This is a genomic window from Micromonospora sp. CPCC 205739 (assembly GCF_036906795.1).
Taxonomy (GTDB): Bacteria; Actinomycetota; Actinomycetes; order Mycobacteriales; family Micromonosporaceae; genus Micromonospora.
The window spans coordinates 69,292-81,291 of record NZ_JBAKHS010000024.1 but is presented as its reverse complement, the minus strand read 5'-3'; the positions used below and the strand labels follow the sequence as shown (position 1 = coordinate 81,291).

Genomic DNA, 12,000 nt, shown 5'->3' with positions numbered 1-12,000 from the left:
AAATCATAATTGGCACTGGCTTTACAAGCACCCTGTTGAGTTCTCAAAGAACAACCACACACCATCCGAAAGCTCTACACCGTAGAACCCCCGTCCGGGGCAACCTCTCTAACTTACCCGGCCCGACCCTCGCTGTCAACCTCGTTCTCAAGGTCATCAACTTGGCTCAGCCCGATCCACGCTGACGCACGCCGTATCCGGCGGTCGTTGCTGTCGTGGGAAGTCGGCAGACCGGCCGATCGCCGCTTCGCGGCCACCCGCCCGGCTCCCTGCCGGCTTTCGCACTCTACCCGGTCGGTCTCGCGATCGCAACCCCGTCTTCCGGAGTGCCTCGCACCGCCCGCCTCAGCCTCGCTCGGCGTTCCCGCCACGAGCCTGGTGCCCACTCTCGGCCGGTTTACCCGGCCTCCCGCGTGCAGAGAGAAAGTTACGCGGAGGGACCCCGAGAAGGCAAATCAATGATCGTCAGTGGTCCGGCGCGGGCGATCCGGCGCCGCGCCGGCGTACCCGATCGCGCACGGCGCTCCCCGCGCGGGCGGCGACGTGCCAGAGTGGCTGCCATGGATGACGTGTCCCGACCCGCGGCGGTGACGCTCGCCGACGAGGCGCTGCTCGGACTCCTGGCGCCCTTCTGGCAGCTGGTGATCGCCGCGGTCGTGCTCGCCGTCGTCCTGCTCTCCATCGCGCGACTGGCTCGGCGCGGCCGATCCCGGATGACCACGGCCCTGCTCGTCACCGGCGCGGCGATCGTCGGCCTGACCGTCATCGGCGTGCTCGTCCAGGGCTGACCGGCCCTCAGAGCCGCCGGTTGGCGAGGCTGGGCAGCTCCGCGCGGATCGTGTGCAGGCGGTCGAGGTCGAGGTCGACCACGGTCAGGCCGGGGCCGTCGGACACCTGGCCGAGCACCGTCCCCCACGGGTCGACCACCATGCTGCGCCCGAAGCAGGTACGCCCCGGCTCGTGGTCACCGATCTGGCCGGCGGCGGCCACGAAGCACTGGTTCTCGATCGCCCGCGCCCGCAGCAGCACCTCCCAGTGGTCCCGGCCGGTGTGCATCATGAACGCGGCCGGCACCACGAGCAGCTGCGCTCCCCCGTCGACGGCCAGCAGCCGATAGAGCTCGGGGAAGCGCAGGTCGTAGCAGATCGACAGACCCACCCGCAGCCCCTCGACGTCGACCACCACCGGCTGGTCGCCGGGGGCGACCGTCGCCGATTCGAGGTACGACACCCGCCCCGGGATCTCCACGTCGTACAGGTGGATCTTGCGGTAGCTGGCGGCGAGGGCGCCGGAGCGGTCGAAGACCAGCGAGGTGTTCCAGGTGTGTGCCTCATCCGGGCCCGCCTCGTGGAACGAGCCCGCCACCACCCAGATGCCGAGCCGCTCGGCGACACCGGCGAAGAACCTGCCCACCGTGCCGTCCACCGGCTCCGGCTCCGGCATGCCCCTGCTCGGGCCGAGGTAGTCGACGTACTCCGGAAGGACCGCGAGATCCGCGCCGGCCGCCGCGGCCCTGACCAGAAGGGCCTCGGCGGCGGCCAGGTTGGCGGCCCGGTCGTCGCGGGCGTTGAGCTGGCAGACGGCGACGCGCATGGAGATCAGGGTACGGGCGGACGCCGGGCGGCGACAGCGTCAGACGCTGGCGAGCACCAGGGCACCGGCGGCGAACCCGAGCCCGGCCAACTGCACCGGCCGGAGCCGTTCCCGGTCCACGGCGAGCGCGAGCAGCACGGTGCTGGCCGGGTAGAGCGCCGCGATCGCGGCGACGACGCTCAGGTGACCGCGACCCGCGGCGGCCAGGTAGAGCGCGTTCGCGGCGCTGTCGAGCAGGCCGGCCGCGGCCGCCCAGCCCAGCACCCGCGGGCCGATCCGCAGACGCACCCCGGTGCCGACGGCGAGCGCGACGCCGAAGACGATGGAACTGAGCCGCAGCGCCAGCACCGGCCACATCCCGGCGGCGCGGTCGGCCTGACCGAGCAGGGCGAAGAAGACCCCGAAGAGGGCTCCGGCGACGAGGGCCAACCCGATCAGCCGGGTGGAGACCGCGCCCCGCGCGCCGCCCTCACCGAGGCTGACCAGGGCGATGGCGAGCACGGCGAGGCCCGCCCCGCAGAGTGCGAGGGTGCCCGGCCAGCGCGCGGTCAGCAGACCCGCGACGATCGGCACCACCGCGGCGGTGATCGCGGTGACCGGTGCGACCACGGCCATCATCCCGGCGGCCAGGGCCCGGTAGAGCAGCATCACCCCGGCCGCGCCGGCGACGCCCGCACCGAGCCCCCACGCCAGGTCGACGGTGGTCGGTGTGCCGGGTACCACCAGCACCAGCAGGAGCAGCAGCGGCAGGCTCAGAAGCTGGGAGACCACGGTGACGGCGACCGGGTCAGCGCGGCGGGACGCCTTGCCGCCGGAGAAGTCGGCGGTGCCGAACGCGACCGCGGAGACCGCCGCGAGCATGATGGGGAACACCGGACGGTCCTACCAGACGGCGGGCAGGGCCGGCCACCGTGATCCCGTACGACGACAGCACGGCCACCATCGGTGGGCGTGCTGTCGTCGTCAGTGTGGAACGCCGGTCAGGCCGACTTCTCCTCGCGGTCCCGGCGGGCCCGGCGACCGGTGAACTCCCGCGGAACGATGGTCGGGTTGACGTTCTCCAGGACCACCTCACGGGTGATCAGCACGCGGGCCGCGTCGGGGTTGCTCGGCACCTCGAACATCGCGGAGAGCAGGACCTCCTCGATGATGGCGCGCAGGCCACGGGCGCCGGTGCCGCGCAGCATCGCCTGGTCGGCGATCGCCTCCAGCGCCGGCTCGTCGAACTCCAGCTCGACCCCGTCCAGCTCGAAGAGCCGCTGGTACTGCTTGACCAGCGCGTTGCGCGGCTCGGTGAGGATCCGGACCAGGGCGGTGCGGTCCAGGCTGCGCACGTTGGTGATCACCGGCAGCCGGCCGACGAACTCGGGGATCAGCCCGAACTTGAGCATGTCCTCCGGCATCACCTGGCTGAAGATGTCGTCGGTCGACCGCTCGGAGACCGACCGGAGCCGGGCGCCGAAGCCGGTGCCGCCGTGGCCGGTGCGGGCCTCGATGATCTGGTCGAGCCCGGCGAAGGCCCCGCCGCAGATGAACAGCACGTTGGTGGTGTCGATCTGGATGAACTCCTGGTGCGGGTGCTTGCGCCCGCCCTGCGGCGGCACGTTGGCCACCGTGCCTTCCAGCATCTTCAGCAGCGCCTGCTGCACGCCCTCGCCGGAGACGTCCCGGGTGATCGACGGGTTCTCCGACTTGCGGGCGATCTTGTCGACCTCGTCGATGTAGATGATGCCGGTCTCGGCGCGCTTGATGTCGTAGTCCGCCGCCTGGATCAGCTTGAGGAGGATGTTCTCCACGTCCTCACCGACGTACCCGGCCTCGGTCAGCGCGGTGGCGTCGGCGATGGCGAACGGGACGTTCAGCATCCGGGCCAGGGTCTGCGCCAGGTGGGTCTTGCCGCAGCCGGTCGGCCCGAGCAGCAGGATGTTGGACTTGGCCAGCTCGACGGCGTCGCTGCCGGAGCCCGGCGCGCCGGCCGCCTCGGCCTGGATCCGCTTGTAGTGGTTGTAGACCGCGACGGCGAGCGCCTTCTTGGCCTGGTCCTGGCCGACGACGTAGTTGTCGAGGAACTGGCAGATCTCCATCGGCTTGGGAAGCTCTTCCCACTTCACCTCGCCGGACTCGGCCAGCTCCTCCTCGATGATCTCGTTGCAGAGATCGATGCACTCGTCGCAGATGTAGACCCCGGGGCCCGCGATGAGTTTCTTGACCTGCTTCTGCGACTTGCCACAGAAGGAGCACTTCAGTAGGTCGCCGCCGTCACCGATCCGTGCCACCTACGTTCTCCCTGCACTCGTCGGCCGGAACGCCGGCCCTGACCTGCGGGCGCCGCGCGCCCGTCCGTCTCGATCCCTGCCCGCCGGCCCGATCCGGCCCAGCGGTACGGAACCGACGTTACCCGCTGACGGAGGTTTCTCCGACCCCCAAAACGGGTGTGTCAGAGGTCGGCCGGGAACGACGCCCCGACCGACCTCCGACCCGGTACTGCTCAGCTCGCGGCGTTCGCCGCCAGCAGGCCCTTCTTGCGGCTGGTCAGGATCGTGTCGACCAGCCCGTACTCCTTGGCCTCCTCGGCCGTCATGATCTTGTCCCGGTCGATGTCCTTGCGGACCTGCTCGATCGGGCGGTTGCAGTGCCGGGAGAGCATGTCCTCCAGCTGGGTCCGCATCCGCAGGATCTCCCGGGCCTGGATCTCGATGTCCGAGCCCTGCCCGTAGCCGCCCTCGGTGGCCGGCTGGTGGATGATGATCCGCGAGTTCGGCAGCGCCATCCGCTTGCCCGGGGTGCCCGCCGACAGCAGGACCGCCGCCGCGCTGGCCGCCTGGCCCAGGCAGACGGTGGAGATATCCGGACGGACGTACTGCATGGTGTCGTAGATCGCCGTCATCGCGGTGAACGAGCCACCCGGCGAGTTGATGTACATGATGATGTCGCGGTCCGGGTCGGTGCCCTCGAGCGTCAGCAGCTGCGCCATCACGTCGTTGGCCGACGCGTCGTCCACCTGGACGCCGAGGAAGATGATCCGGTCCTCGAAGAGCTTGTTGTACGGGTTGGACTCCTTGACCCCGTACGACGTGCGCTCGACGAACGACGGAAGCACGTAGCGGTTGTGCACGGCCGCGAACTGGGGCGGCAGGCTCAGATCGGTCATCGTCAGCTCCTCAGCTCAGGGTCCCGGCGCCATCCGGAACCTGAGCGGCCCCGATGATCACCTTGTCGATGAAGCCGTAGTCCATGGCCTCCTGGGCGGTGAACCAACGGTCCCGGTCCGAGTCCGCCTCGATCTGCGCCTGGCTCTGGCCGGTGTGGTGCGCGACCCGCTCCTGGAACATCCGCTTGGTGTAGAGCATCTGCTCGGCCTGGATCGCGATGTCGGAGGCCGTGCCGCCGAGACCACCGGACGGCTGGTGCATCATGATCCGCGCGTGCGGGAGGGCGTACCGCTTGCCCTTGGTGCCGGCGCAGAGCAGCAGCTGGCCCATGGAGGCCGCCATGCCCATCGCCACGGTCGACACGTCGTTGTCGATGAACTGCATGGTGTCGTAGATCGCCATGCCGGAGTAGACCGAGCCACCCGGCGAGTTGATCCAGAGGTTGATGTCGCGGTCCGGGTCCTCCGCGGCGAGCAGCAGCAGCTGCGCGCAAATGCGGTTGGCGACCTGGTCGGTCACCTCGCTGCCCAGGAATACGATCCGCTCCTTGAGCAACCGGTTGTAGACCGAGTCGTCGAGGTTGCCAATGGTGTCGCCACCGCGGGCCTCGATCGCCCGGAGCGGCTTCGCTGGGATGTGCATGTCGGTCATGGCAGCCCTTCGCTCTCCGTACCGTCCTCCCCGACACTAACCGCTCAGCCGGGTGATCGACTCCCGGTCGGGGCACTGTTCGCTCTCAGCGCAGCTGACCTGGAGACGTACCCGGAAAACGGTTTCGGCCGCCGTCCACCACAACGGGCGGACGGCGGCCTACCGGGAAGAATCAGTGCTCGTGGTCGTGCTCGTGCGCCTGCTCGCTCTCGGCCCGCAGCGCGTCGAGGGTCACCTCGTTGCCGGCGGAGTCCTTGATCTTGATCTTCTCCATGACCGCGGCGAGGGCCTTGCCCCGACGGACGTCACCGAAGACGGCGGCGGCCGAGCCGGAGCGCACCAGCTGGTCGTAGTACTGCTGCGGCGCCATTCCGGCCCGCTGCGCGCGGTGCACGATCTCGTGGCCGAACTCGTCGTCGGAGACCTGGACGTCCTCGGCGTCGGCCAGCGTGTCCAGCAGGAGCTGGATCTTGACGCCCTCGGTCGCCGCCTCGTTCAGCTCGGCGTCGATCTGCTCCTCGGTCTTCTCCTCCGCCGCGAGGTACTCCTCCAGCGAGGCGCCGATCCGCTCGAGCTGGTCGATCATCGCCGCCTTGCGGCTCTCGACCTCCTCGCGGACGACACCCTCCGGCGCCGGCACCTCGGCGGCCGCGACGAGCTGCTCGAGCGCCTTGTCGCGGGCGGCGTAGATCTGCTCGACCCGCTTGCCCCGGGTGACCCGCTCGCGCACGTCGTCACGGAGCTCGGCGATGGTGTCGAACTCGCTGGCCATCTGCGCGAAGTCGTCGTCCAGCTCCGGCAGCTCCTTCTCCTTGACCGTGCGGACGGTCACCGCCACCTCGGCGTCGCGGCCGGCGAAGTCGCCGCCCACGAGCTGGGTGGTGAAGGTGGTGCTCTCCCCGGCGGCGAGGCCGACCAGGGCCTCGTCCAGCCCCGGCAGGAGCTGCTTGCTGCCGACCTCGTGCGAGATGTTGCTGGCCGAGCCGCCCGGCACGTCCTCGCCGTCGACGGTGGCGTTCAGGTCGATCTGGACGTAGTCGCCCTCCTGGGCGGCCCGCTCGACCGTCTTGAGGGTGGCGAAGCGCTCGCGCAGGTTCTTGACCTGCTCGTCGATCTCGCTGTCGTCGATCTGGAGCTCGTCCACGGTCACCTCGACGGTGGCCGGGTCCGGCAGCGTGATCTCGGGCCGGACGTCGACCTCGGCGGTGAAGTTCAGCGAGTCACCGTCGTTGAACTCGGTGATCTCGACCTCCGGGCGGCCGAGGGTCTTCAGGTCGTGCTCACGGACCGCGGCGAGGATGTTCTGCGGGATGGCCTCCTGCACCGCCTCGTTGAGGACGGTGCCCCGGCCCACCCGCTGGTCGATGACGGCGGCCGGCACCTTGCCCCGGCGGAAGCCGGGAACCTGCACCTGCGAACCGATCTCCCGGTACGCCTTCTTGAGGCTCGGCTCGAGCTCGACGAACGGCACCTCGATGGCGAGCCGCACGCGCGTCGGGCTCAGAGTCTCGACGGTGCTCTTCACAGGCGTACTCCTTGACGGATCTCAGTTGAGTCTGGGCGTGTTTGCGCGCATCGAGTGTAGGCGAGCCGGGCTGCCGCTCCGGCAGCGCCCGGGTACCCGCGCAGAAAAATCGGCGACGGCCCGGGCGACCCGGCCGGCGGACGACAGTCGGGGTGGCGGGATTTGAACCCACGGCCCCTCGCTCCCAAAGCGAGTGCGCTACCAAGCTGCGCCACACCCCGTGGCGACGAGAAGTGTATGCCGTCGGTACCCGCCGGAGGTGCCGGGGAGGCCCCCAACGCGCCGAACCCCCACCAACCGGACACCCACCCGCCGTCCGGTCCTCGCGCGACGGGGCCGCTGCGGGTCGCGCATCTTCCAGAGAAAGCGTGGCCTTGGGGCGCTCGGAGGCCACGCTTTCTCGGAAAGTGTGCGGATGTTGAGTCGGCGCGTGGGACATGCCTGTGCGCGCCGGGTGGGCGGACCGGGTAGGCTGTCGGCGCGTCTCGCGATGGCGGGGCGACTGCGGGCGTAGCTCAATGGCAGAGCTTCAGTCTTCCAAACTGACGGTGCGGGTTCGATTCCCGTCGCCCGCTCCAACGGTCTCCGGCCCAGGTCAGAGGCTGCATACCTCGATCCTGGGCCGGTCGACCACTCCCCCGCTTCGATCTTGCGGGCCATCCGTGGGCCACTAGCTGCTCTGGCCAGACCAGGACGTCAGGACCATCTGTAGTGTGCTCGGACAGGTGAGTCGTCAGGGCATCCACGGCGGCAGCCGGAAGGGCGGCGACCCGGACCCGGCGGCCGACTTGGGCGGCCCGAACTCCAGGTCGGTTCTGCCGAAAGATCTCGTTCTCGCGCACCCCAGTGTTGAGGATGGCCCGCAGCAGCGCTTACGCCTTGACCGCCTGAGGGTCTGGCACGCCCGCATGCCTGCTTCTCGGTGGCGAAGGTGCGCGGCGCAGTCCGGGCGCATGCGCCACAACCTAGCCAGGGGCGGGCCCGTGGAGACGACGAAAGAGCCCCTCTAGGGTGGACCCATGGCGTCGGTCAAGCAGTTCCAAGTCACCTTCGACTGCGCAGAACCTCAGCGCGTCGCTCGTTTCTGGTGCGAGGTGTTGGGGTACGTCGTACCGCCGCCACCGGAGGGGTTCGCTACGTGGGACGACTTCGACCGCGCGCTGCCGCCTGAACATCAGGGTTCAGCGTTCGCATGCATTGATCCCTCAGGTGTGGGCCCGCGACTGTTCTTCCAGCGCGTTCCCGAAGGCAAGGTCGTCAAGAATCGGCTGCATCTTGACGTGCGGGTCGGCACCGGGCTCGTGGGTGAGAAGCGCCTGGCCGCACTTGAGGCCGAATGCGCACGACTGGTCGCGCTCGGCGCGGTACGCGTGCGACTACTGCCTGCCGATGGCGGCAACGAGTCGTGCCTCGTGATGCAGGACATCGAGGGCAACGAGTTCTGCCTCGACTGACTGGCCGCGAACGTCCGCTCACGCCGCGATCCGTGCGCGGGTGAGTCGTAGACGGTTACGTTCCACGCCAGACCCGTACGGTGTCAGCGTCAAGCATCAGGTGGGACGCGCGTGTCAAGCATCAGCCGCGACCCTCCGGCTGGCATCGGCCGGCCGGCCACGCTGACCTACGAAGATATACGGCTATCTCGATTGAATGGCTGAGTCGCGGCTCCGGGGCGTTGACGAAGATCGGGGAGCGCCGCGCGGATCATCTCGGTCTGGTGGCGGGTTGAATGCGTGCCATGTCGCTGACCCTCGGACCCGCGTTCACGATCCCCGGCTATACCACCATGGCCCCGCCTGACTACACCACCGAGTGCGACGCAACCGTGTACGCGGCAGATGGCGTGGTGGGATACCCCGCTTTCTGGTTGCACTACCTGTCGGGACCGGTGGGTGCCTACCCGGAGTCGGAGGCCGCCTTCGAGGTGCAGGCCGCTGATTACCACGCGATGGGCGCCGTCCTCGACGACCCCGAGCGTTGGCCGGTCATCTCGGTTCGGCTCGACGGAGAAGCGTGGCTACGGATCGTGTACCGCAACGTCGAGGACGAGGCGGGGATCGACTTCGTGGAGGAGCGGCCGGGCCGGCCGGCCGAGGTGGCCACCTCGGTCGAGGGCCATGGGTTCACGTCCGCGATGACCTGGGCGGAACTGCTCGCCGCGGCCGCGCTGCCGGACGAGCGGCTGACCTGGGCGCAGCGGCTCATCCTGATGCTGCCCATGCTGGGTCCGCAGGAACTGTCCGAGGACGCCGAGGAGATTATGCACAGGGCACTGGAGGGGATCGGTGCGACAAACCGGACGGCCTTGGCAGCGGCCTTGCTCGATGCCCGGGACTGGCGTACTCACTAGCCGGAACCTGAAGGACCTCGGGGCTCCGCCCCGAACCCCGACCCTCCCCAGAGATCCGCCGAAGACGAGCGTCGCGCATTGGTCGGACGACTGTCTGCGCACCGTGATGGTTCGCTCAACTCCGACGGAGCGACTCCACCGCCTGGCCAGGACGCCAGTTTCCTGCCGGCTCTGGTCGATGGTCCGGTGCTGGCTTGATCGGTGACGGGCCGCCTCCCGTTCTTGAGGGGCCGATCAGGGCGACGACTGCTGACACGATCGTCTCGATGGCCCGAGCTCCATGGTCCGAGGTGTCGATCTCAACGACGGCGTCGACGCCCTCCGGCGGTTCGAAGATCGACCGCTTCATCTCACCCCGCTGGAACAGGGATAGGAGCTGCTGGTCGATGGCCCCGCCTTCGGCCGCCCGAGCTTGAAGTCGCCGGTCGATGACCGCCTCCTGGGCGACGACGTGAACGGCCAGCACCCGGGTGTCACACGCAAGCAGCACGTCCAGCAGCTCGCGGGACAACACCGAGGACTCCACGACGAAGCTCACCCCTGAGGCCGCGAGCAGCCGGATCGCGTCGACCATCACGGCCTCAGCCCGGAGGCTGACGGGACCACCGGCAACGTGGAAGTCCCGGTCGAGCCGGACCCGCCCGTCCTCGGCGACGGAGGCGGAGGACAGCCCAAGACCTGTCTTGATCTCATCGCGGGTCAGGAACGGGATACCGAACCGGCCGGCAGTTGCAGAGGCAATGGTGGTCTTCCCAGCCCCCGGACACCCGCAGACAGCAATCACCACCGGCCGTTCCCCCACCAACATTCGCCGATCTTGGCAGACCACGGACACGCTGTCGACGTGCCAGGCGAAGGCTTTGCGCTGCCACCTACCGTGGGCGCGAACATCCCACGGGCGACGTCTACGGGGAGGCGGCGTGGTCAAGCGGTACCGGCGGCGCCCACGAGCGACGCGACCATGGACCGCCGGGCAGTCGGCCAGCCCGGTCCAGCCGGAACCCCGTAGCCGATGGCGTCCTGGCTACTGGCTCCGGCACCCGGCCCTTGGCGTTCCCGTCGGAGCACTGCTGGTACTGGTCCTCGTCTACTGCGGCTTCGGAAACCTGCAGCTCCGGAACCAGTTGGTGGAGCACGGCGAGCGGACCGTCGGGACGGTGCGCGAGCTGCACGATCGGCAATGGTCAGCCTCGGTCAGCTTCACCACCCGAAGCGGGGACGAGGTCACCACCTGGATCAGCCATTCTTTCTGGAACGAACCGAGCGTCGGGGAAGAGGTCGACGTGATCTACGACCGGTTCAACCCGGTCGGGAGCGCATTCCTCGCGGGCGACGAACCTGGCCTGCTCCCCCCGTTTCTTCTCCTCGGTGGCAGCGTCGTGCTGGCGCTGGTCGACGCATGGTGGCTGCGGCGGAACTGGAGCCGGCTGCGGAACGAGGCGGAGGCGTGGCGCCACCGCCACCCCGTGCCTCGGCTCGGCGCGCGGCGGTAGGGCCGTCCAGTCGATCAGCGGCGAAGCTGAGCGTGTCAGCACTCAGCAGAGCTGCGACCGAGTGCGCAACCGGGGTCCGCGAACCCTTGCGACCTCCGGACGGCAGCCGGCCTGCCCGGTATCGTGCGCCTCCCTGGCAGACGCTCACTGCGTGGGAGGAAGCGTGGGATACGAGCTGCACATCAGCCGAGCCGAGGAGTACTACGACAGCGAGGAGCACCCCATCGCCCTGGACGAATGGCTTTCCTACGCGGGGAGCAACCCGACGCTCAGCGAAGACGGCTGGCTCGGCTCGGACCCGCCCGTCTTCGGGTACACCTGCACCGACGGAAGCGTGGTCTCGCTGGCCTGGTTCGAAGGTGCCATCGACATCAAGGGCCACTTCAACGGCGACGCCTACCAGGAGTTCGGGACCATCGCCGAGGACCTGCAGGCGAACCTTCAAGGCGACCACGGCGAGCGGTACACGGCGGACGGCGTTCTTCCCCCCACCCGATAGCTGGGGCGCGCAGTGGCCTGCTAACGGTCTTGGGCCGACGTCAACCGCGTGGCCAACCAGGGCTCGGGCTCTGCTCTGGCAGCAGGAATCGCGGCCTCTATGCGCAGTCCGACGCCGACCAGGACAAGGAGCCCGGCGAGGACGTGCGGCTCCGTCTCCCCGGAGTCGTTCGTCATTGTCAGCAGAGAGATCAGCAGGCCCGCGAGCAGGGCAACAGTGCCTACTACTCGTCTGGTGGTCGCTCGCCGGGCTTGGATGTCCACTGTGGAACCGTAGCGGAAGACCACGCCTGGGGACTGTCCGCATCACGACCGACCGGCTCGGGGCTGACGTCGGCGCGGACCACCGGCGCGAGGGCAAACCAGCCGCCGTCGTCCACCGCCACCGCGATCCGTACCCGCCCGTCGCCGTCGTCGAAGCCGGAGCTGATCACGACGTACCGGCGGCCGTCCGCACCGGTGACGTCGCGCCGCTCCCGCTGGTCGAGCAGGGCCCGCCAGTGGTCGTGGCCGAGCCGCCGCCACTCGTCGAGGCGTTCCTCCGCCAGGCGGGCGGCCATCCTCCGGTCCAGTCCCATGTGATCACGCCCCCTCGGCACAGCGGACCGGTCCGGCGATACCGACCCCGCTCCGACCGGCGTGGACACTACGCCCCCCGTCGCTCGTCCATCCCGGCCGTGGTGGCCGCCGCCACGCCCCGGGCGGGAGGCCGGTCGATCGGGCCCGCTGCATCGGCTG

The 12,000-nt window shown here is 69.3% G+C and carries 12 protein-coding genes, 2 tRNA genes and 1 pseudogene; 6 read left to right on the top strand and 9 right to left on the bottom strand.

Features of this window, described 5'->3' with window-relative positions; translation table 11 throughout:
- Positions 1-560 precede the first annotated feature (560 nt).
- A complete protein-coding gene (locus V6U88_RS26300) occupies positions 561-788 on the top strand; it encodes a hypothetical protein (protein ID WP_334457009.1) in 228 nt (75 codons plus the stop codon).
- Between the two features lie 7 nt (positions 789-795).
- Here the strand turns inward: V6U88_RS26300 and V6U88_RS26295 are convergent, their stop codons facing one another.
- From V6U88_RS26295 to V6U88_RS26265, 7 genes are all read right to left on the bottom strand, one after another.
- Positions 796-1,593, bottom strand: a complete 798-nt coding sequence (locus V6U88_RS26295) for a carbon-nitrogen hydrolase family protein (RefSeq protein WP_334457008.1) — start codon at positions 1,591-1,593, stop codon at positions 796-798.
- Between the two features lie 39 nt (positions 1,594-1,632).
- On the bottom strand, positions 1,633-2,466 hold the full coding sequence (locus V6U88_RS26290; RefSeq protein ID WP_334457007.1) for an EamA family transporter: 834 nt from the start codon (positions 2,464-2,466) through the stop codon (positions 1,633-1,635).
- A 107-nt stretch (positions 2,467-2,573) separates the two neighbouring features.
- The gene (clpX, locus tag V6U88_RS26285) at positions 2,574-3,869 is read right to left on the bottom strand and encodes an ATP-dependent Clp protease ATP-binding subunit ClpX (RefSeq protein WP_334457006.1); all 1,296 of its coding nucleotides are present in this window, start codon (positions 3,867-3,869) and stop codon (positions 2,574-2,576) included.
- A gap of 212 nt (positions 3,870-4,081) precedes the next feature.
- Positions 4,082-4,744 (bottom strand): ATP-dependent Clp protease proteolytic subunit, encoded by a 663-nt coding sequence (locus V6U88_RS26280; protein ID WP_088960729.1) that lies wholly within the window; start codon positions 4,742-4,744, stop codon positions 4,082-4,084.
- A gap of 10 nt (positions 4,745-4,754) precedes the next feature.
- Positions 4,755-5,396 carry an ATP-dependent Clp protease proteolytic subunit gene (locus tag V6U88_RS26275; RefSeq protein ID WP_334457005.1) on the bottom strand — a complete coding sequence of 214 codons (642 nt, stop codon included), beginning with the start codon at positions 5,394-5,396 and terminating at the stop codon, positions 4,755-4,757.
- A 172-nt stretch (positions 5,397-5,568) separates the two neighbouring features.
- Entirely contained in the window at positions 5,569-6,921 is a 1,353-nt protein-coding gene (gene tig, locus V6U88_RS26270) for a trigger factor (protein ID WP_334457004.1), read from the bottom strand.
- 147 nt (positions 6,922-7,068) lie between these two features.
- Positions 7,069-7,142: transfer RNA gene (locus V6U88_RS26265), tRNA-Pro, on the bottom strand.
- Positions 7,143-7,425: 283 nt separating this feature from the next.
- Between V6U88_RS26265 and V6U88_RS26260 the strand changes: the two genes are divergently transcribed.
- The 3 genes from V6U88_RS26260 (at position 7,426) to V6U88_RS26250 (ending at position 9,271) form a co-directional block, all read left to right on the top strand.
- Positions 7,426-7,499, top strand: a tRNA-Gly gene (locus tag V6U88_RS26260).
- A gap of 441 nt (positions 7,500-7,940) precedes the next feature.
- Complete coding sequence (locus tag V6U88_RS26255) at positions 7,941-8,375, top strand: VOC family protein (RefSeq protein ID WP_334457003.1); 435 nt, start codon at positions 7,941-7,943, stop codon at positions 8,373-8,375.
- Between the two features lie 284 nt (positions 8,376-8,659).
- Entirely contained in the window at positions 8,660-9,271 is a 612-nt protein-coding gene (locus V6U88_RS26250; protein ID WP_334457002.1) for a hypothetical protein, read from the top strand.
- Between the two features lie 115 nt (positions 9,272-9,386).
- On the opposite strand, the gene V6U88_RS26245 is transcribed toward V6U88_RS26250, so the two are convergent.
- A complete protein-coding gene (locus V6U88_RS26245; protein WP_334457001.1) occupies positions 9,387-10,079 on the bottom strand; it encodes an AAA family ATPase in 693 nt (230 codons plus the stop codon).
- Positions 10,080-10,428: 349 nt separating this feature from the next.
- Between V6U88_RS26245 and V6U88_RS30405 the strand changes: the two genes are divergently transcribed.
- Positions 10,429-10,764: a hypothetical protein gene (locus V6U88_RS30405; RefSeq protein ID WP_442934698.1), complete on the top strand. Its 336-nt coding sequence runs from the start codon at positions 10,429-10,431 to the stop codon at positions 10,762-10,764.
- Positions 10,765-10,927: 163 nt separating this feature from the next.
- Positions 10,928-11,263, top strand: a complete 336-nt coding sequence (locus V6U88_RS26235) for a hypothetical protein (RefSeq protein WP_334456999.1) — start codon at positions 10,928-10,930, stop codon at positions 11,261-11,263.
- Positions 11,264-11,591: 328 nt separating this feature from the next.
- Here V6U88_RS26235 and V6U88_RS26230 read toward each other — a convergent pair.
- Positions 11,592-11,840 (bottom strand): annotated as a pseudogene (locus V6U88_RS26230) (hypothetical protein); the annotation flags it as partial.
- Between the last annotated feature and the right edge of the window lie 160 nt (positions 11,841-12,000).